The organism is Streptomyces coffeae, assembly GCF_016741875.1.
Lineage (GTDB): Bacteria > Actinomycetota > Actinomycetes > Streptomycetales > Streptomycetaceae > Streptomyces > Streptomyces coffeae.
The window spans coordinates 185,653-203,778 of sequence record NZ_JAERRF010000011.1; the positions used below are offsets into that span (position 1 = coordinate 185,653).

Genomic DNA, 18,126 nt, shown 5'->3' on the forward strand with positions numbered 1-18,126 from the left:
AAACCCCTGCGGTGAGCAGGGGTTTGAGGGGCAGTGTCACCGGCTCAGCCGGTGCAGTACTGGTCCTCCTTGCCGATCGACCGGTACATGCAGTCCGCGTTCTCCAGGAGTTGGAGCACCGCGTCCTTGTTGCGCTCGGTCTCGCGCTGGATCACCTCGTCGGGCGGGTAGAAACCGCCCCCGCCGAAGGACGAGGGATACATCTCGAAGGTGTAGGCGAACACCTTCTGGGCGCCCCACAGCCAGTCGTCGATGGAGCCGTCGGTGATGTAGAGGTCGCTCGACTGCTCGGGCGTGTAGCCGTTGCTCGCGGCCATCTTCTTGCCGACGGCCGCGAACGCGTCGTGGTCGTCCTGGGTCATCCCGGTGGTGGTGTCGCTGTTCGTCCAGCCGAACGGCCACAGCACCAGCTCGCTGTAGGTGTGGAAGTCGATGGCGGCCTTGAGCTGCTGCTTTCCGCCGACCACCCGGCTGCGGGCGAAGTCCGCGACCACCTTGACCTCGGGGGCGGACTCGGCGCGGGCTCCGCGGTAGGTCTCGGACCCGGGGGAGCCTGAGGAGCCGCCGCAGCAGCCCCATTTGAAGTCCCAGTTGCGATTGAGGTCGGTGCCGACGGACGAAGAGCCGGAATTGGGCTGGCGGTTCTTGCGCCAGCTCCGGTACTGACCGGTGGCGATGTCGTACTCACCGCCGTCCGGGTTGAGGTCGGGGACGATCCAGATCTCGCGCCCGTCGACCGCCTTGGTGATGCGGGAGTCGCTGCCGTAGCCGGTGGTCAGCTTGTTCACCAGATAGAGGGCCATCTCCACCGTGAGGTGCTCGCGCGCGTGCTGGTGAGCGGTGAACAGCACCTCGGGCTCGTCCTCGTCGGTGGCCACATTGTCGCTGATCTTGAGGGCGACGATGTCCCGGCCCTCGTACGACTTTCCGATGACGCGCTTGCTCAAGATGGTGGGGTGCGCGGCGATCGCCTTGTCGATTTCGGCGTTGGCCTCGGCGTAGTTGTGGTACCCCGCATCGGCGGAGGGGAAGTCGAAGTGCTTGGCCCGGCCCTCGGCGCGGTCGGGCGGGCCGCCCAGCCGGCTGAGCCGGTAGCCGAGCGCGCGCAGCCGTTTCGCCTGCGCGGCGTTGGCGGTGACCACGAGGGAGCGGGCGTCCACCTCGTCGATGGAAACGCCGGTGGCGGTGATGGCGGAACGCTCCGCCGGGGTGGCCGGGCCCGCGACCTCGTACTGGACGACCTGTTCGTCGTCCGTGGCCGTGGGTGTGCTCCCGGCCGTGGCCTCGGGCGCGTGACCGGAAGCCGGGTCGTCGGCTTCGGCGGCGATGGGGGCGGCGAGGGCGAGGGCCAGCAGGGCGGCGAGGGCGGTGGCCCGTTTGCCGCGGATGCGTCGTCGCATGAGTTCTCCTGGGGGGTGGTTTTCTCCTGTGGGGGTGAAAGACGAGCGACTGCTGCGCCAGTGTTCGACCATGTGCATGACACGGTCAAGGGTGGGAAATGGTCGTCAGGGAAGGAACTTCTCATCGAGGGAAGGGAACCCCCCATGAAAAGACCTCTCGCCGGTGCGCTGTCGGCCCTCTTACTCGCCGGGGCGGCCGTCCTGGGCACCGGCGCCACCCCCACGGCGGCCGCGACTCCCGCCGACTCCGCCGCCGCGTCCTCCGCATCGGTGGCCGGGGCCCCGAAGGCCGCGGCGGCCCGCGCGGTGGACTTCGCGGGCACGGTGGCGCTCAGCAACTGCTCGGGCTCCGTGGTGCGGACCCCGGGCTCCGCCGACACCGACCCCGCGCTGGTGCTCTCCAACGGCCACTGTCTGTCCAGCGGCTTCCCGTCCGCGGGCGAGGTGATCGTCGACCAGCCGTCCAGCCGGAGCTTCACCCTGTTGAAGCGCTCGGGTGCCAGTGCGGGCACGCTCCGGGCCACCAAGGTCGCGTACGCGACGATGACCGACACCGACATCTCGCTGTACGAACTGCGCTCGACATACGCCCAGATCGAGCAGCGGTACGGCATCAAGGCCCTCCAGCTGTCCGACAGCCACCCGGTCCAGGGCACCAGCATCAATGTGGTCTCCGGCTACTGGAAGAAGATCTACTCCTGCAATATCGACGGATTTGCATATCGCCTTAAGGAAGGTGAGTGGACCTGGAAGGATTCGGTCCGCTACACCTCCGCTTGTCACACGATTGGCGGAACGTCAGGTTCGCCCGTCGTGGACACCGCCTCCGGCAAGGTTGTGGCCGTCAACAACACCGGCAACGAGAGCGGCGGCCAGTGCACCCTGAACAACCCCTGCGAGGTCGACGAGAACGGCACGGTGACGGTCCACCAGGGGATCAACTACGCCCAGCAGACCTACGGCATCACCAGGTGCGTGACCACCGGCAACAAGATCGACCTCGGACTGCCGGGGTGTGAGCTGCCCAAGCCCTGACCGAACGGGGGTGCTGGCACCACCCCGCCCCGGGGGCGGCCACCAGTGCGCCCCCGGGCTACCGCACGGGAGGCTGGGGTCCTCGTCACACCGCATCAGAAACGGGGACCCCATGCGTATCCACGCGGACCGCCGCACCACGGCCCGAGCGGCCGCCCTCTGCGCCGCGCTGCTGCTGGCGGGCACCGCCGTCCCGGCCACGGCCACGGCCGCCGCTCCCGCCGCCGGGACCTCGGTCTCCACGGCCGACGGAACGCGGCAGTTCGATGGACGGGGGACGCTGGTGTCGGCCGAACGGCTCTACCGCCTGGCCGGGCCGAAGGAGGTCGCCGCCGAGCTGACCTCCGCCGGGTTCGACGCGCGGACCGCCCGCTACGGCGTGGACGCCTACCGGCTGGTCTACCGCACGGTCGACGCCCAGGGGCGGCCCACCACCGCCAGCGGGCTGCTGGTCCTCCCGCGCGGCGCCGACGGCAGGCTGCGCCCGGTGTCGTTCGCCCACGGCACCGGTGTCCACAAGAGCGACGCCCCCTCGATGCAGCGGCGCGACTTCCTCACCGGACCGCCCGTCACCTACGCCTCCGCCGGGTTCGCCGCGGTGGCCCCCGACTACCTCGGGATGGGCACCGGCCCCGGACCCCACCCCTGGATGGACGTTCCGTCGGAGACCACCGCCTCCCTGGACATGCTCCGCGCCGCCCGCGCCTTCGCACCGCGCACCGGCCACACCCTGGACCGCGAGGTGGCGGTCACCGGCTTCTCCCAGGGCGCCTCGGCCGCACTCGGCCTCGCCCGCGCCCTCCAGGCCGGGGAGGACCACTGGTTCCGGCTGGGCGCGCTGGCCCCGGTCAGCGGGGCGTACGACTTCGGCGGCACCGAGCTGCGGGCGCTGCTCGACGGCAGGCTGGAGACCAAGTCGAGCGTGGTCTACGCGGCGTACACCCTGGTCGCCTTCAACCGGCTGCACCCGGTGTACAGCAGCCCCGGTCAGGTGTTCCGGGCGCCCTACGCGAAGACCGTCGAGGCGCTGTTCGACGGTGCCCACACCGGGCGGCAGCTGATGGAGGGCACCCCGGACACCCTCGATGAACTGCTGACCCCGTACGGCCGCCGGATCCTCGAGAAGCCCACCGGGGGGATGGCCGCCGCGCTGCGCACCACCGACAGCGTCTGCACCGACTGGGCGCCGCGGGTGCCCACCCGGCTGTACCTGGCGCGGGGCGACGAGCAGGCCGCGGTGGAGAACACCGCGGTCTGCCGGGCCGCCCTGCGCCGCCAGGGGGTGGCTGCCCCGGTCGTCGACCTCGGGGCCGTCGACTACGAAGGCTCCCGCCATCTGGGCTCCAACGTCGCCGCGACCGCCGATATCGTCCGCTGGCTGCTCACCCTGCGGTAGCGCAACCCCGGCGGCCGTCGGCGGCTACAGCCCGTGGACATGCGGGCCGACCGCCTTGGACCAGGCGTTCCCGTTCGCCGCGTCCCAGTTGGTGGACCAGGTCATCGCGCCCCGGATCCCCGGGTAGGTCCGGGAGGGCTTGAAGCTCCCGCAGCCCGTGCCCTTGGCCAGACAGTCCAGCGCGGCGTTGACCACGCCCGGTTCGACATGGCCCGAGCCCGCGCCGCTCGGTGAGGCGGGGACGCCCAGGCCGACCTGCGACGGGTCGAGTCCGTTCTCCAACTGGACGCAGGCGAGGGCGGTGAGGAAGTCGACCGAGCCCTGGGAGTAGACCTTGCCGTCGCAGCCCACCATCGAACCACTGTTGTAGTACTGCATGTTGACCACCGTCAGGAAGTCCTTGATCCCCAGCGCGGTCTTGAAGTAGGCGGTCGACGACGACTGCATGTCGATCGTCTGGGGAGCCATGGTGACCACAACATCGCTCTTCTTGTCGTGGATCGCCCGGAGCGCCTTGGTCATATAGGTGGCGTCGAGCCCGTTCTCCAGGTCGATGTCGACCCCGTCGAAGCCGTACTCGTCCATCAGCCCGGTGATCGAGGAGGCGAAGGCGTTCGCCGAGGCGTCGTCGCTGACCGACACGGTGCCGTTCTGGCCGCCGACGGAGATGATGACCGACTTCCCGGCCGCCTGCTTGGCCTTGATGTCGTCCTTGAACTGCTGCTCGCTGCTGTAGCCGACGGCCGGGTCGAGATGGAAGTCCACCGCGCCGGGCGTGCCCGTGGCGTCGGCGAAGGCGACCGCGATGATGTCGTAGTCGTCGGGCACATCGGCGAGCTTCTGCACGGTCGCGCCGTTGTCGAAGTTCTGCCAGTAGCCGGTGACGGCGTGGGCGGGGACGGCCGCGGCGGGGTGCGCCTCGGACGCGTTGGCGGTACCTGCCGCCAACAGCCCGCCGGTGCCCAGCGCGATCGCGGCCGCCGCGGTGAGCAGCCTCTTCCCGAACCTTGCGCGAATCACGACAGCCTCCATACGTGGGGGGATGGGGGAGGTGGTGCGAGTGCGCGTCCAGGGGCCCCTGAGGCGTGCCGTACAAGTTGGTTCAGACCAATACGGTTGTCAAGGGAAAGCGCGGCACACCACCGAACCAGGTGGCCGTAACACAGAGGAACTGTTCTCTCACGCGGCTTTCGTGGATAAAGTGACGATGCACCAGGACCGGCAGTAACGACCTGCGGCCGCGGCCGCTCGGTGCCGATGTGAGACGGGGTAGCCGACGTGCCCACCGCGATAGCAGTCACCGGCCGCGAGCTGGTGCTCCCGCCGCCCGACGGGCAGACCCCGTCGGCCGTTGTGCTCCGCCCGCCGGGGGAGCAGCCGCTCGACGACGCGCTCGCCGAGGTCGCCGCGCTGCTGGACCGGCAGGGTCATCTGGTGGTGCTCTATCCCGCCGCGACCGCACCGACCGTCGTCCGCCGGCTGCACACCCTGCGCGCCGTGCTGGAGAGCGACCGGATGGCGCTGGTGCCGCTCGAACTCCCGCCGCTGGCCGTCGCCGTGCTCGCCCGTCAGCTGCGCCAGCTCTCGCTGTCCGACGTCAGCCCCGGGGTGCTCGCCTGCTCCGCCCGGCTGCTGGCCCACTACATCCACGCCGGTGCGCTGCTCGGCAGTGTCGCCCGGCTGGACCGGGTGCCGGTCGGGCTCACCTCCCACGTCAAGTCCTGGCTGCCCGGCACCCATTTCGCGGTCCTCGCCCACCCCACCCCGCACCTGGTGAAGGCCGGTGGCGACGGGATGCTGCCCGCCCCCTCGTACACCACCCGGATGACCGTCGCCGCCGGAGCGCTGAACAGCCATGGCTACCGGGACGGTTCGGTGGCCGGGCGGGAGGACTGGGTCACCGGGGCGCTCGCGCCCGCCTGGGGTATCCGGGATGTGGAGCTGGTGGAGCCGTCCGCCGACTCCGCCCGCTGGTGGGGCACGGCCAGGCTGATCGAGTTCGCGGCGGCCATCCCGGATCTGTCCGTCCTCTACCAGCTCGTGGCGTCCGTGCGCCGAGAGGAGTGCCACTGGTGCGGTTTCGAACTCATCGGGGACCGCTGTGCGTTCTGCTCCGCGCCGGTGCCGCGCGGCGATGACATCCCCGCCCTGATCCCGCCTCACCGCCCCGTCCTGACCAGCCGGTAAACATCCCCCGCGCCCCCGAACGAGGTTGTCCGTCCCATGAATTCACGCCAGCGCCGCGGAGTCGTTCTGCTGCTCCTGTCGGGCCTGTGCGCCATCGGTGCGTTCGCCGGGGTGCTCTCCGTCATCGACGACGTGGAGTCCAAGGTCGGACCCGAGACCACCGCCTACAAGCTCACCTCGGACATCCCCGCCTATCAGGCGCTGGACGCGGGGAATTTCGAGAAGGTCTCGATGCCGGAGCGGTGGGTGCCGTCCACCGCCGTCACCGATCTCGACGACATCCGCGGCAAGATAGCCGTGACTCCGCTGCGCAGAGGATCGCTGCTCCAGAACGACATGATCGTGAACCGGCCCGCGCTCAAGGCCGGACAGCAGGAGATCGCCATCATGATCGACGCGGCGACGGGCGTCGCGGGCAAGATCAACCCCGGTGCGAAGGTGAACATCTACGCGACCTTCGAGGGCAAGGGGCAGGACGACAAACCGGTCTCCAAGCTCATCGTCGCGGGCGCCCGCGTCATCGACGTCGGCAAGCTCACCGCCCTGGAGCCGGACCAGGACGACGAACGGCGCATCGACAAGGCGGTACCGATCACCTTCGCGCTCGACACCAAGAACGCCCAGCGCGTCGCGTACGCCGAGTCCTTCGCCTCGCATGTGCGGCTGGCGCTGGTCGCCCCCGGCGGGGACGGCCCGATAGCCCCCGGCGACCGCACCTACACCCTCGACGGCGACAAATGAGTAATGAGTGAGGAGGTGCCGCGGTGACGATCAGGATTCTGCCGGCCGTCGGCGACCCCGACGCCGCCCGCTCCCTCGGCGGGCTGCTCGGCCAGCTGCCCGGTGTGGAGCCGTCGGCGCCCGTGGGCGACTCGACCCAGCTGCTCGACACCCTCGCCGCACTGGCCGCCGCCTCCCTGGAGGAGCTGCCGGAGGTTGTCCTCGTCCATGAACGCATCGCCCCGGCACCCGCGCTGGAGGTGATCCGGGAGATCGCGCTCCGCTTCCCGGCGGTGGGTGTGGTGCTGGTGACGGCGGACGCCGGGCCCGCGCTGTACTCGGCCGCCATGGACGCAGGAGCCCGGGGTATCGCCGGAATACCGCTGTCGTACGACGAGTTGGCGACCCGTGTGCACGGCGCCGCCCAGTGGGCCGGTGGTGTACGGCGCCACCTGGGCGGCGGCGGGGACACCCTCACCACCGGCCCCGGCGGACGGCTGGTCGCGGTGACGGGCGCCAAGGGCGGCGTCGGTACGACCGTGACCGCCGTGCAGCTCGCGCTCGCCGCGCGGGCCGCGGGCCGTACAGTCGCCCTCGTCGACCTCGACCTCCAGTCCGGCGACATCGCCTCCTACCTCGACGTCCAGTTCCGCCGCTCGATCGCCGACCTGGCGCAGATCACCGATATCTCCCCGCGGGTGCTCCAGGACGCGGTCTTCACCCACCAGACCGGCCTGGGGCTGCTGCTGGCACCCGGCGAGGGCGAACGCGGCGAGGAGGTGACCGACCGCACCGCCCGGCAGGTCATCGGCGCGCTGCGGTCGCGGTTCGAGCTCGTCGTCGTCGACTGCGGCACGCAGATGACCTCGGCGGGCGCGGCCGCCGTCGAGACCGCCGATATCGCGCTGCTGGTCACCACCCCGGACGTGGTCGCGGTCCGTGCCGCCAAGCGCATGGTGCGGCTGTGGGACCGGCTCCAGATCCGCAAGGCGGAGGAGACGGTCACCGTCGTCAACCGCCATTCCCGGCAGGCCGAGATCCAGCCGCAACTGGTCGCGCGCGCCACCGGTACCACGGTGGCGCGGACGGCGATCCCGGCCGGGTTCAAGGAGCTCCAGCCCGCCGTGGACTCCGGCCGGATGCAGGACCTGGACGCCAAGTCAGCCGTCAAACAGGCGCTGTGGGGGCTGGCCGGGGAACTCGGCCTGGTCGACTCGGCCTCCGGCAGCGGGGGTGGTGGCGGTGGCGGCCGCCGCGCCGCCCACCGGGGCGGCCACGCGGGCGGGTCCGGTGAGCGCACCCTGCCGGGGCTGCGGCGGCGCCGTGCCATCAGCGCGGGCGGCGCGGGGGGCTCCTCCGCGGGAGCGGAGCGAGGCACCGGTCCCGAGGCGCTGAACGAGGTCCCGCCGTCCTCGTCGACGACCGGTTCCTTCCTCCGCAAGCGCGGCGACCGCGGTCAGGTCACGGTCGAATTCCTGGGCATCCTTCCGCTGATCCTCACCGTGCTCGCGGTGATCTGGCAGTTCGTCCTCATCGGCTACACCTACTCACTGGCGGGCAACTCCGCGGACAAGGGCGCCCGCGCGGGCGCCGCCGCCGACGGCGGCCCGGCCGCCTGCCGTTCGGCGGCCGAGGAAGACATCCCGAGCGCCTGGCGGGGCAGTTCCTCGGTCTCCTGCGGAGCCGGTGCCGACGGCCTCTTCACCTCGACGGTCCGCCTGAAGGTCCCCATCCTCTTCCCCGGCGGCGCCGACTTCCCCTTCACGGTCACCGGCACCGCAGGCGCGGCCGACGAATCGGACCTGGCGGGCGGCGATGAGTAGCCGCGTGCCCGCGCCGGTGCCCGGTGTCCCGCCGCGGGCCGTAGCCATGCGCGCGAAGCAGCGCGCGCAGGACCGCCGCGCCGTGGTGCTGTGGCCCGCGACGGCCGAACGGACCGGCGGTGGTGGGCCGGTGGCCCCGGCCGCGGTGGCACGCCCCGTCGTGGGCACGGCTCCCCACGGTGCGGCAGCGGGCGAGCCCTGTGCCGAGAGGGCCACGCGGCCCACAGCGGCCTCCGGCGGCCCGCTCGCGGCCGTTCCCCGGCGCCGCGACAAGGGCTCCGCCTCCATCGAGTTCATCGGGTTCCTCCCGGTGCTGCTGATCGTCGCGCTCGCCGCCGTGCAGCTCGGGCTGGCCGCGTACACCGTGCAGCAGGCCGGGACCGCGGCGCGGGCGGCCGCGCGGACCGCCTCGCTGGACGAGCCGCGGACCAGCCCGGCCGCCGCCGGGCAGGCGGCGATGAGCGGCTGGCTGGCCGATGGGGCGGAGATCACCAGCGGTGGCTGCGCGGGCGGACAGGCGCGGGCCACCGTGACCGTGGAGATCCCTCCTGTGATCCCCGGGTTCGACTTCGGCAGTGCCAGGAGGAGCGCCACGATGCCCTGCGACGACGCTTCGGACGACATCGGCGGGGCCGGGGCCGGGGGAGAGGGCCGATGAGCCTGCGGGCCCGTATCACCGTGCCCGAGCGGCCCGGTGAGGGAAAGGGGCGCCAGGACGGACATCTCGTCTCCGTCTACCGCGCCAAGCTCCTCGAGGAGATCGACCTCGCGGAGATGTCCTCGCTCGCCGCGGCCGAGCGCCGCTCCCGGCTGGAGCGGGTGCTCGGGCACATCATCAGCCGCGAGGGCCCCGTGCTCTCCACCAGCGAACGGGCCCAGCTGATCCGGCGGGTGGTGGACGAGGCGCTCGGGCTCGGGGTGCTCGAACCGCTCCTGGAGGACGCCTCCATCACCGAGATCATGGTCAACGGACCGGACCAGATCTTCGTGGAGCGCGCGGGCCGGGTGGAGCAGGTGCCCGTCCGGTTCGCCTCCGAGGAGCAGCTGATGCAGACCATCGAGCGGATCGTCTCCACGGTCAACCGCCGGGTGGACGAGTCGAATCCGATGGTCGACGCCCGGCTGCCGTCCGGGGAGCGGGTCAACGTGATCATCCCGCCGCTCTCCCTCACCGGCGCCACCCTCACCATCCGCCGCTTCCCCCGCGCGTACACCCTGCACGAGCTGATCGGCATGGGCACCCTGGACGAGCAGATGCTGCTCCTGCTGTCCGCGCTGGTGCGGGCCAAGTGCAATGTGGTGGTCTCCGGGCCGACCGGCTCGGGGAAGACCACGCTGCTCAACGCCCTGTCCGGGCTGATCCCCGAGGGCGAGCGCATCATCACTGTCGAGGACGCCGCCGAACTCCAGCTCCAGCAGACGCATGTCATCCGGCTGGAGTCCCGCCCGCCGAACGTCGAGGGCAAGGGCCGGATCACCATCCGCGACCTGGTCCGCAACTCCCTGCGGATGCGCCCCGACCGGATCATCGTCGGCGAGGTGCGCGGCGGCGAGACCCTGGACATGCTCCAGGCCATGTCCACCGGTCACGACGGCTCACTCGCCACCGTCCACGCCAACAGCGCCGAGGACGCGCTGATGCGGCTCCAGACCCTGGCCTCGATGTCGGATGTGGCCATTCCGTACGAGGCCCTGCGCGACCAGATCAACAGCGCCGTGGACTGTATCGTCCAGCTGGTCCGGCATGCCGACGGATCGCGGCGGATCAGCGAGATCGCGCTGCTGGACAGCCACGGCCACGAGGAGTACCGCATCGCCACCGTCTGCCGGTTCGACGCCGAGCCGATGGCGGCGGACCGGGTGGTGCACGGCCGGTTCGGCTACTTCCCGCTGCCGGAGCGGATCGCGGAGCGGCTGCGGCTGGCGAACGAGTCGGTGCCCCCGGCGTTCGGGGTGGCCGCCTTCCCGGCCCAGCTTGCTACCCGCGGCGCCGTGTTCGACCGGTCCGCGTACGACCCGAGGGAACGGAGGTAGCCGGGCATGGACCGTCTGGCGACGGTGGCGCTCGGCGCGACGCTGGTGTGCGGCGCGCTGGGGGTCGTGGGGGCGCATACGTACGCCCGGGGCAAGGAGCAGCAGCGGGCCCTGATCGAGCGGCTGTCGGACTCCGGCCCGGTGGCGGCGGCCGGCCCTCCGCGCCGCTTCACCCGGATCGACCGGCGGCTGCGCGCGACCTCGGCGGGCAGCAGGCTGGAGCTGCGGCTGGCGGCGACCGGTCTGGCGCTGACGCCCGGGGAGTTCGTGGTCTACACGGCCGCAGCGGCGGCCGGGCTGTGGGTGGTCGCGGCGTCCCTCCTCGCGGCGTTCTTCGGACCGATCGCGGCGGTGATCGCGGTCTGGGCCGCCTTCGCCTTCCTCAACTGGCAGCGCCAGAAGCGCATCGAACGCTTTATCAACCAACTGCCCGAGCTCTCCCGCATCCTGGCCAACGCCACCCAGGCCGGGCTGGCGCTGCGTACCGCGCTGGCGATGGCGGCGGACGAGATGGAGGCCCCGGCGGGCGAGGAACTGGCCAAGGTCGCCGCCAAGCTGGCCGTGGGCCACTCCATCGACGACGCCCTGGAGGAGCTGGCGCAGCGGCTGCCGTCCCGGGAGCTGGTGGTGCTGGTCACCACCCTGGTGCTGTCCAACCGGGCGGGCGGGGCCGTGGTCACCTCGCTGCGCAATCTCACCCAGACGCTGGAGGAGCGGAAGGAGACGCGGCGCGAAGTCCGCACCCAGCTCTCCCAGGTGACCGTCACCGCCTATGTCGTCCCGCTCATGGGCATCGGGACACTGCTGCTGATGAACAGGATCTCGGCGGGCTCGCTGGACCGGATGACCTCGTCCTTCTGGGGCCAGGCCGCCGTGGTCGTGGCCTTCGTCCTCTACGGGATCGGCTTCTTCCTCATCCGCCGTATGTCGAAGATCGACGTCTGAGGATCCGAGGGAGAGGGGCGCACGATGGCAATCGCACTGCTGCTGGCGCTGGCGGCCGGGCTCTCGGTGGCGGGTATCGCCTACGGCATCGCGCTGTACCGCAGCGAGGCGAAACTGCCCGCCGATCTCGCGGTGGCGCTGGAGGTCGGCGCGACGCGCACCACCGTCGTCGGTTCGGCAGTCGACCGGCTGGGCATCCGCTACGCCCCGCTGGTGCTGCGCCTGATGGGCGAGAAGCGGGTGGCCCGGGTGCGCCGCCGGATCGATCTGGCGGGCAATCCGGGCGGACTGACGGTCGACCGCTACGCCGCCCGGCGGGCGGTCTACGGCGCGCTCGGCTTCGGCGGCGCGCTGGTGATGCTGATGAAGGGACAGATCCTGCTGGCGCTGCTGCTGGTGGCGTTCGGTCTGTTCTGGATCGAGGTCGGCATCTGGGCGGCGGTCCGCGAGCGCAGGGACGCGATCGAGCGCACGCTGCCGGACTTCCTGGACGTACTGGCGGTCGTGGTGAGCGCGGGGCTGAGCTTCCGTCAGGCGCTGGACCGGGTCGCCGGGAAGTACGAGGGCCCCTGGGCGGATGAACTCCGCGTCACACTTCGGCAAATGGACATGGGGGTCAGCCGCCGCCAGGCCTTCGAGGAACTGCGGAAGCGCAATGACTCCGAACAGGTCGCGCAGTTCGTCACGGCCCTTCAGCAGGGGGAGGAACTGGGCGCTCCGATCGTTGAGACACTGATCGCCATCGCGAACGACATGCGCCGTACGGACGCCCAGAACGCCCGCCGCCGCGCGGCCCGCGCGGTACCGAAGGCGACCATGGTCATCACCACGTTCATGGTGCCGGGGACGATGCTGCTGCTCGTGGCCGGGTTCTTCATCGGCTCCGGCACGGACTTCGGCTCGATCACCGGTGACTGAGCTCCCAATTGAACCAATAACCTTCGCGGTTGCAATCGCCTGTGGGACAGTCATCGGGTGGCGGCTCCCCGGGGCCCGGAGGGGGTGAGACGGATGAGCCATACCGGCCGCGGCGTACGGGCGCGAATCGAACGCGGGGCATCGGGAAGACAACGGAGCGTGAGGCACTGTTCCCGGGGCGGGGTTTCGGCGTACTTTGCTCCTGTCGCGTGCGACACCACGGGGGTTGAGTCGCCGGACCAGAGTGGGACGGCAGCCCATGGAGGGGAACACGATGGGGAAGCGTGCTGTGGGGAACGACCGGGGACAGACCTCGATCGAATACCTGGGAATCATCGCCGTGGTGGTGGCCATCGTCCTGGTCCTGTCGACCACGGACTTCGGTACGGCGATCGCGAGGGCGATCTCCGACAAGATCGTCGAGGTCACCACCATCTGACCGGCCCCGTGACAGCCCGCAGGGACCTCAGAAGTGACGCGGGACAGGCCTTTCCCATCTACATCACCGCCGTGGCGGGCCTGCTCTTCCTGGCGCTCGCCCTGTTCGCGGTGGGCCAGGCCGGTGCGACCCGCAACGGCGGACAGACCGCCGCCGACGCCGCGGCGCTCGCCGCGGGCCAGGACTACCGCGACCAGTTGCGCACGGCGTTCCTCACGGCGATCGCGGACGGCGGCGCCTGGGACGATCTGCTGAACGGCCGGGGGCTCGGCGTCGGAGGCGCCTGTGAGCAGGCCGGCTGGTTCGCGGCGCAGAACGACGCGGAGGTCACCGGCTGTACCCCGGGCTATCTGCCCGCCTCCTTCACGGTCACGGTCAGGACGCGTAAGCCCGTGGGCGACACCGTCATCCCGGGCACCGAGAGCAAGCACGCCACGGCCAGGGCCAAGGCGGTGGTCACCCCGCGCTGCACCGTGCCCGTCGGCACGCCCGCGCCCACCACTCCGCCGCCCGCCGATGACCACGACGAGGGCGGGAACGGCGGCGACGGCGGGAAGGGCCACGGGGGCGGCAAGGACGACGAGGGCGGCAAGGACGGGAAGGACAAGAAGCCCGCCGTCGATCTCCGGTGCGACGGTGAGGACGTGACGATCGACCCGGCGCACCCCGATCTCTTCCCCGACGCCGAAGACCTGTTCTCCGTGCACCTTGCCGATTGACGAGCGAATCCACCAGTAGCCGAGTGAGGGACAGCGAGCGATGAGCATGCGGCACACGACGAAGGCCCGGAGGGGGGCTGCCGCGCTGGCGCTCGCCGCGGGCTTGGCCCTCGCCGTGGGTGGATGCGGAAGCGGTGACGACGGCGACGGGAAGAAGCCGGACGACGACTCTCCCCCGAAATCCACCGCGGCCAAGGACGACGGCCGCGCTCAGGAACCCGCGGCGGACTCGTCGAAGTCCATCGGCGAGCTGAAGGGCCCCAACGGAGTCGAGGTCACGCTGCATTCCGCGGTGCGCGACAGCGGTGGCTTCGTCACCGTGAGCGGCACCCTGACCAATCGTGGCAGCGAGATGTTCTTCGCCCTGAACTGGAGCTCCAAGGAACAGGAGCTGGCCAAGTCCCGCTCGTCCCTCTCGGGTGCGTCCCTCATCGACAAGGCGGGCAAGAAGCGCTATCTGGTCCTGCGCGACACCGACGGCCTCTGTCTGTGCACCACCGGACTCTCCGGTATCAAGCCCAACGAGAGCCGCCCGGTGTTCGCCCAGTTCCCCGCCCCGCCCAAGGACGTCAAGGAAGTCGACTTCCAGATCCCCACGATGCCGTCCGTCAGCATCGAGCTCTCCGGGTGAGCCCCGCCATGACAACCCCTCCGACCCTGCCCGCCGCCGCCCGCTACGCCCCCGTCCTCGCCGTACTGGCCTGCGCCGCGCTGTGGGTCACCGCCGCACCCGTCCCCGCGGCCCGTGCCGACACCGGCCCCGGCGCGCCCGCGGACACCACACCACCGGTCAGGATCGACGCCAAGGACCCCGATCTGCGGATGCCGGAGGGTGCCACGCTGGCGCCCGGCCGGGTGCTGGACATCAAGTCGGTGGTGGAGACGGGCAACGGCGACGAGCGGCGCGAGGACACCAACGCCAAGGTGAAGTTCGCCCTCCAGGCCGAGGTGCTCTTCGGCAAGGACAGCGCCAAGCTGGGCGGCGCGGCCACCGCCCGGATCGCGGAGATCGCCGAGGAGATCGAGCGGCAGAAGGCGAAGACCGTCCGGGTCTTCGGCTTCACCGACAACCTCGGCTCCTCGGCCCACGGCGACACCCTGTCGAAGAAGCGGGCCAACGCGGTGCAGCGCGAGCTCTCCGAGAACCTCGACGCCTCCGTCAACTACGAGATCCGCGGCTACGGCGAGCAGTACCCGATCGCGGACAACAGCACCGAGGAGGGCCGCCGGAAGAACCGCCGGGTCGAGGTCAGCTTCCCCCGTACGGGCTGACGCACATCCGCACCGGAAAGCAGAACCGCCGCGCCGGGCGGACCCGGGGCGGCGGTGATGTCTGATGCTCAGGACCGGTCGGCCGGCCGAACCGGCCTCAGGACTCGATCCAGTTGTGTGCCTGCGCCAGCTCGATGATCCTCCGGCGGACCTGCTTGATCTGGTCGGCGGTCAGATTGCCGCCCACCTCGACCAGGGCCTCGGTCAGCTCGCTGCGGAACTCGGCGACCGACAGCACATCGCACATGGTGTCGTCACCCGTGTCCGGGCCCACCGACCGCATCACCGACGGACCGGCGGCGCGCTCGACGACGCGGACCTCGGCCGCCTTGGGACCCTTGTCCCCGTACTCCGGGACGAACCGCACCTTGGATCCGGGCTGGAACAGGTGCTTGTCGTCCAGGAGGTCATTGGCGTGCATGAAGACGTCCTCGCCACCGTCGTCCGGCGCGATGAAGCCGTAACCGCGAAACTCGTCGAACCGCAGAATCTTGCCCGTTGACGTCAACGTGCCACCCCTACCCCTGTACCTCAACCTCGTTGACCTCGACCGCGATCGAGGGATGTGTGTCCCCAACCATGACACCGACGGCTCAGCGTAGCGGAGGCGGGTGGGCCGGAGAAGGGCCGGGCGATACGGCGACCCGCGCCCCCGGCCGCAGCCCCCAGCGCTCCATCGCACCCGCCTCGGCCTCCAGCACATGGCGGGCGCGCAGCCGCGGCCGTCCGAGCCGTCCGGGCCGCAGGGTGTGGACGGCCAGCACGGTCAGCCGCCGGTCGAGATAGGCGACGTCGATGGCGAACCGCATCCGGAAGGTGTGCACCCCGCTCGCGGGGGTGAGCAGCATCGCGCCGGTCAGCCCGTCCCGGCCGAGCAGCCCGCGGGAGCGGGCCCGCCAGGAGGCGGCGATCAGCAGCGGAACGTCCTCGGCACCCCCCGGGACCCGCAGCGTCCCGGTGCCGTCCCGCAGACCGTCCGCCCCGTGCGGTGCGTGCCCCATACCGCGCCCCTTTCCGCCCCTCCGGTGCAGTGTTCCACCCGAGGGGCGCTTCCGTAGGCTCGGGCCGTGCATCCGCTGCTGACCGCCCTCGCCGCCGTGTACGGCGCTGCCGCCGGGGCGCTGGTGCCCCGTCCCCTCTACCGGCTGGCCGTCGAACCCGACGAGCCCTGGCGCACCGCCTGCCCGCGCGGGCACACACTCTCCGGTCCGGCCCGCGGCTGGCTCGGACCCGCCCGCTGCACGGGCTGCGGGGGCGGCGCGTGGGACGGCGGCCCCGGGGCGGCGGCCGCGGTGGTGCTCACGGCGACCGTGTGCGCGGGGCTCGCGGCGGCGGTCGGCGCCCGTCCGGAGCTGGCGGTGTGGCTGCTGCTCGCCCCGCTGGGGGTGCTGCTGGCCGGGGTGGATCTGGCCGTGCACCGGCTGCCGGACGTCCTCACCCTGCCGATGGCGGCCGGGGCCGCGGCGCTGCTCGGCGCGGCGGCGCTGCTGCCGCACAGCGCCGGGTCGTGGCCGCGGGCGGTGCTGGGCGGGGCGGTGCTGGGCGGGGCGTATCTGGTGCTGTTCCTGATCAGCCCGAGCGGGATGGGGTTCGGTGACGTCAAGCTGGCGCTGACGCTGGGGATCGCGCTCGGCTGGTACGGCTGGGACGTGCTGGTGGTGGGTGCCCTCGCCGGGCTGCTGCTGGGTTCGTTCGCCGCGGCGGCCCTGGTCGTGACCCGGCGGGCGCGGCGCGGGACGGCCATGGCGTTCGGCCCCTGCATGATCCTGGGGGCGTGCGCCGGGTTGGTACTGGGGGCTCTGGGGGCTGGATGACGTCAGCGCCGCGCTGATTGTCACCCTCGCCGATGCATGGACAACCCCTCACGAAGGGTTATGGTGGAAACCCCCCCTCGGGCCGGTCCGTACTCCCCCCCACGGACCGGCCCGCTCTATTCCGGGGCCTGCGGACCCCGGCGGGCGTGGATGCGGCCCACCGAGCCCCTGCGAAATGATCACTGAGCGTTATGACTTGCTGCGGGCCGCCCAGATGTTCACGCCCTCGGTGGTCTGTGCGAGGGAATCGATTTCGGCCAGCTCCTCGGCGGTGAGGGCGGGTGCGTCCAGTGCGGCGACATTCGCCTCCAGCTGCCGCACACTGGACGCCCCGCTGAGCGCCGAGGTCATCCGCGGATCCCGCAGCACCCAGCTGAGGGCGAGCTGGGCCAGCGTCTGGCCGCGCCGCCGGGCGATCGCGTCCAGTCCGCGCAGCCGCCGGACGGTGTCCTCGGTCAGCAGCGCCGGGTCGAGCGACTTGCCCTGGGCGGCGCGCGACCCCTCGGGGATGCCCTTCAGATACTTGTCGGTCAGCAGCCCCTGGGCGAGCGGCGCGAAGCAGATGCAGCCCATGCCCTCGTCCTCCAGGGTGTCCAGCAGCCCGTCGTCCTCGGTCCAGCGGTTGATCATCGAGTACGAGGGCTGGTGGATCAGGGCCGGCACTCCCAGCTCGCGCAGGATCCGGGCGGCCTCGCGGGTGCGCTCGGAGCCGTAGGAGGAGACGCCCACGTACAGCGCCTTGCCCTGCTGGACGGCGGTGGCCAGCGCGCCCATCGTCTCCTCGAGCGGGGTGTCCGCGTCGAAGCGGTGGGAGTAGAAGATGTCCACGTAGTCGACGCCCATCCGGCGCAGCGAGGCGTCGAGGGAGGACAGCAGGTACTTGCGCGAGCCCCATTCGCCGTACGGGCCGGGCTGCATCCGGTAGCCGGCCTTGGTGGAGAGGATGAGTTCGTCCCGGTACGCGCGGAGGTCGCGGGTGAAGATCTCCCCGAAGTTCTGCTCCGCGGACCCGGCGGGCGGACCGTAGTTGTTGGCCAGGTCGAAGTGGGTCACCCCGAGGTCGAAGGCGCGGCGCAGGATCGCGCGCTGGGTCTCGCGCGGGGTGTCATCGCCGAAGTTGTGCCACAGGCCGAGCGAGAGGGCGGGCAGCAGCAGACCGCTGCGGCCGGTGCGCCGGTAGCGCATGGTGTCGTAGCGGCTCTCGGCGGCGCGATAGGGGGCGTGGATGTCGTTCACAGGGCGTTGTCCCAGGTCCGGGGGTGGGAACAGATGACCCTATACGGCTCGTCCCGGGCGCGCGGCGGCCGGGAGGGAAGCGGAATGCGCAACCCCGGCCGTGCGCCCGGGTTAGCCAGCCCCGCCGCCCCGCAGTAGTGTGTCGGCCTTGGGCGGACTGCATGGCGAGCGCCATACGAGGCACTGAG

The 18,126-nt window shown here is 71.4% G+C and carries 19 protein-coding genes; 14 read left to right on the forward strand and 5 right to left on the reverse strand.

Features of this window, described 5'->3' with window-relative positions:
* Positions 1 to 44: 44 nt before the first annotated feature.
* Complete coding sequence (locus JK363_RS20955) at positions 45 to 1,400, reverse strand: M14 family metallopeptidase (protein WP_201876493.1); 1,356 nt, start codon at positions 1,398 to 1,400, stop codon at positions 45 to 47.
* 144 nt (positions 1,401 to 1,544) lie between these two features.
* Here JK363_RS20955 and JK363_RS20960 point away from each other — a divergent pair, with 144 nt between their 5' ends.
* Positions 1,545 to 2,435, forward strand: coding sequence for a S1 family peptidase (locus tag JK363_RS20960; RefSeq protein ID WP_201876494.1), 891 nt, complete (start codon positions 1,545 to 1,547; stop codon positions 2,433 to 2,435).
* Between the two features lie 112 nt (positions 2,436 to 2,547).
* Positions 2,548 to 3,831: an alpha/beta hydrolase family protein gene (locus JK363_RS20965; RefSeq protein WP_201876495.1), complete on the forward strand. Its 1,284-nt coding sequence runs from the start codon at positions 2,548 to 2,550 to the stop codon at positions 3,829 to 3,831.
* Between the two features lie 24 nt (positions 3,832 to 3,855).
* On the opposite strand, the gene JK363_RS20970 is transcribed toward JK363_RS20965, so the two are convergent.
* The gene (locus tag JK363_RS20970; RefSeq protein ID WP_201876496.1) at positions 3,856 to 4,863 is read right to left on the reverse strand and encodes a chitinase; all 1,008 of its coding nucleotides are present in this window, start codon (positions 4,861 to 4,863) and stop codon (positions 3,856 to 3,858) included.
* Positions 4,864 to 5,109: 246 nt separating this feature from the next.
* On the opposite strand from JK363_RS20970, the gene JK363_RS20975 reads away from it, so the two are divergent.
* The 11 genes from JK363_RS20975 to JK363_RS21025 all read left to right on the forward strand — a co-directional run bounded on the left by JK363_RS20975 (position 5,110) and on the right by JK363_RS21025 (position 14,888).
* Positions 5,110 to 6,018, forward strand: a complete 909-nt coding sequence (locus tag JK363_RS20975) for a hypothetical protein (protein ID WP_201876497.1) — start codon at positions 5,110 to 5,112, stop codon at positions 6,016 to 6,018.
* A 36-nt stretch (positions 6,019 to 6,054) separates the two neighbouring features.
* The gene (gene cpaB, locus JK363_RS20980; RefSeq protein WP_201876498.1) at positions 6,055 to 6,759 is read left to right on the forward strand and encodes a Flp pilus assembly protein CpaB; all 705 of its coding nucleotides are present in this window, start codon (positions 6,055 to 6,057) and stop codon (positions 6,757 to 6,759) included.
* Between the two features lie 23 nt (positions 6,760 to 6,782).
* Entirely contained in the window at positions 6,783 to 8,561 is a 1,779-nt protein-coding gene (locus JK363_RS20985) for a CpaE/TadZ family protein (protein WP_201876499.1), read from the forward strand.
* A gap of 4 nt (positions 8,562 to 8,565) precedes the next feature.
* The gene (locus tag JK363_RS44240) at positions 8,566 to 9,219 is read left to right on the forward strand and encodes a TadE/TadG family type IV pilus assembly protein (protein WP_307821806.1); all 654 of its coding nucleotides are present in this window, start codon (positions 8,566 to 8,568) and stop codon (positions 9,217 to 9,219) included.
* Positions 9,216 to 10,595, forward strand: coding sequence for a TadA family conjugal transfer-associated ATPase (locus JK363_RS20995; RefSeq protein ID WP_201876500.1), 1,380 nt, complete (start codon positions 9,216 to 9,218; stop codon positions 10,593 to 10,595). The genes JK363_RS44240 and JK363_RS20995 overlap by 4 nt, the downstream gene beginning before the upstream one ends.
* A 6-nt stretch (positions 10,596 to 10,601) precedes the next feature.
* Positions 10,602 to 11,540: a type II secretion system F family protein gene (locus JK363_RS21000; protein WP_201876501.1), complete on the forward strand. Its 939-nt coding sequence runs from the start codon at positions 10,602 to 10,604 to the stop codon at positions 11,538 to 11,540.
* Positions 11,541 to 11,564: 24 nt separating this feature from the next.
* Entirely contained in the window at positions 11,565 to 12,458 is an 894-nt protein-coding gene (locus JK363_RS21005; protein ID WP_201876502.1) for a DUF5936 domain-containing protein, read from the forward strand.
* Between the two features lie 274 nt (positions 12,459 to 12,732).
* Entirely contained in the window at positions 12,733 to 12,897 is a 165-nt protein-coding gene (locus JK363_RS21010) for a hypothetical protein (protein WP_201876503.1), read from the forward strand.
* A gap of 8 nt (positions 12,898 to 12,905) precedes the next feature.
* Positions 12,906 to 13,616 (forward strand): pilus assembly protein TadG-related protein, encoded by a 711-nt coding sequence (locus JK363_RS21015; protein WP_201876504.1) that lies wholly within the window; start codon positions 12,906 to 12,908, stop codon positions 13,614 to 13,616.
* Between the two features lie 40 nt (positions 13,617 to 13,656).
* Positions 13,657 to 14,247 (forward strand): hypothetical protein, encoded by a 591-nt coding sequence (locus JK363_RS21020; RefSeq protein ID WP_201876505.1) that lies wholly within the window; start codon positions 13,657 to 13,659, stop codon positions 14,245 to 14,247.
* 8 nt (positions 14,248 to 14,255) lie between these two features.
* Positions 14,256 to 14,888 carry an OmpA family protein gene (locus JK363_RS21025; protein WP_201876506.1) on the forward strand — a complete coding sequence of 211 codons (633 nt, stop codon included), beginning with the start codon at positions 14,256 to 14,258 and terminating at the stop codon, positions 14,886 to 14,888.
* 97 nt (positions 14,889 to 14,985) lie between these two features.
* On the opposite strand, the gene JK363_RS21030 is transcribed toward JK363_RS21025, so the two are convergent.
* Positions 14,986 to 15,396, reverse strand: a complete 411-nt coding sequence (locus JK363_RS21030; protein ID WP_201876507.1) for a cold-shock protein — start codon at positions 15,394 to 15,396, stop codon at positions 14,986 to 14,988.
* 85 nt (positions 15,397 to 15,481) lie between these two features.
* Positions 15,482 to 15,889: a DUF192 domain-containing protein gene (locus JK363_RS21035; RefSeq protein WP_201876508.1), complete on the reverse strand. Its 408-nt coding sequence runs from the start codon at positions 15,887 to 15,889 to the stop codon at positions 15,482 to 15,484.
* A gap of 66 nt (positions 15,890 to 15,955) precedes the next feature.
* Between JK363_RS21035 and JK363_RS21040 the strand changes: the two genes are divergently transcribed.
* Positions 15,956 to 16,702, forward strand: coding sequence for a prepilin peptidase (locus tag JK363_RS21040; RefSeq protein ID WP_201876509.1), 747 nt, complete (start codon positions 15,956 to 15,958; stop codon positions 16,700 to 16,702).
* A gap of 189 nt (positions 16,703 to 16,891) precedes the next feature.
* Here JK363_RS21040 and mgrA read toward each other — a convergent pair whose 3' ends face one another.
* Complete coding sequence (mgrA, locus tag JK363_RS21045) at positions 16,892 to 17,887, reverse strand: L-glyceraldehyde 3-phosphate reductase (protein ID WP_201876585.1); 996 nt, start codon at positions 17,885 to 17,887, stop codon at positions 16,892 to 16,894.
* Positions 17,888 to 18,126: the final 239 nt, after the last annotated feature.

Coding starts and splice junctions, on each gene's coding strand:
- JK363_RS20995 (WP_201876500.1), top strand. CDS start 9,216: ATGAGCCTGCGGGCCCGTATCACCGTGCCCGAGCGGCCCGGTGAGGGA.
- JK363_RS20970 (WP_201876496.1), bottom strand. CDS start 4,863: ATGGAGGCTGTCGTGATTCGCGCAAGGTTCGGGAAGAGGCTGCTCACC.
- JK363_RS21035 (WP_201876508.1), bottom strand. CDS start 15,889: ATGGGGCACGCACCGCACGGGGCGGACGGTCTGCGGGACGGCACCGGG.
- JK363_RS21025 (WP_201876506.1), top strand. CDS start 14,256: ATGACAACCCCTCCGACCCTGCCCGCCGCCGCCCGCTACGCCCCCGTC.
- JK363_RS21005 (WP_201876502.1), top strand. CDS start 11,565: ATGGCAATCGCACTGCTGCTGGCGCTGGCGGCCGGGCTCTCGGTGGCG.
- JK363_RS21000 (WP_201876501.1), top strand. CDS start 10,602: ATGGACCGTCTGGCGACGGTGGCGCTCGGCGCGACGCTGGTGTGCGGC.
- mgrA (WP_201876585.1), bottom strand. CDS start 17,887: ATGCGCTACCGGCGCACCGGCCGCAGCGGTCTGCTGCTGCCCGCCCTC.
- JK363_RS20955 (WP_201876493.1), bottom strand. CDS start 1,400: ATGCGACGACGCATCCGCGGCAAACGGGCCACCGCCCTCGCCGCCCTG.
- JK363_RS21010 (WP_201876503.1), top strand. CDS start 12,733: ATGGGGAAGCGTGCTGTGGGGAACGACCGGGGACAGACCTCGATCGAA.
- JK363_RS20965 (WP_201876495.1), top strand. CDS start 2,548: ATGCGTATCCACGCGGACCGCCGCACCACGGCCCGAGCGGCCGCCCTC.
- JK363_RS21020 (WP_201876505.1), top strand. CDS start 13,657: ATGAGCATGCGGCACACGACGAAGGCCCGGAGGGGGGCTGCCGCGCTG.
- JK363_RS20960 (WP_201876494.1), top strand. CDS start 1,545: ATGAAAAGACCTCTCGCCGGTGCGCTGTCGGCCCTCTTACTCGCCGGG.
- cpaB (WP_201876498.1), top strand. CDS start 6,055: ATGAATTCACGCCAGCGCCGCGGAGTCGTTCTGCTGCTCCTGTCGGGC.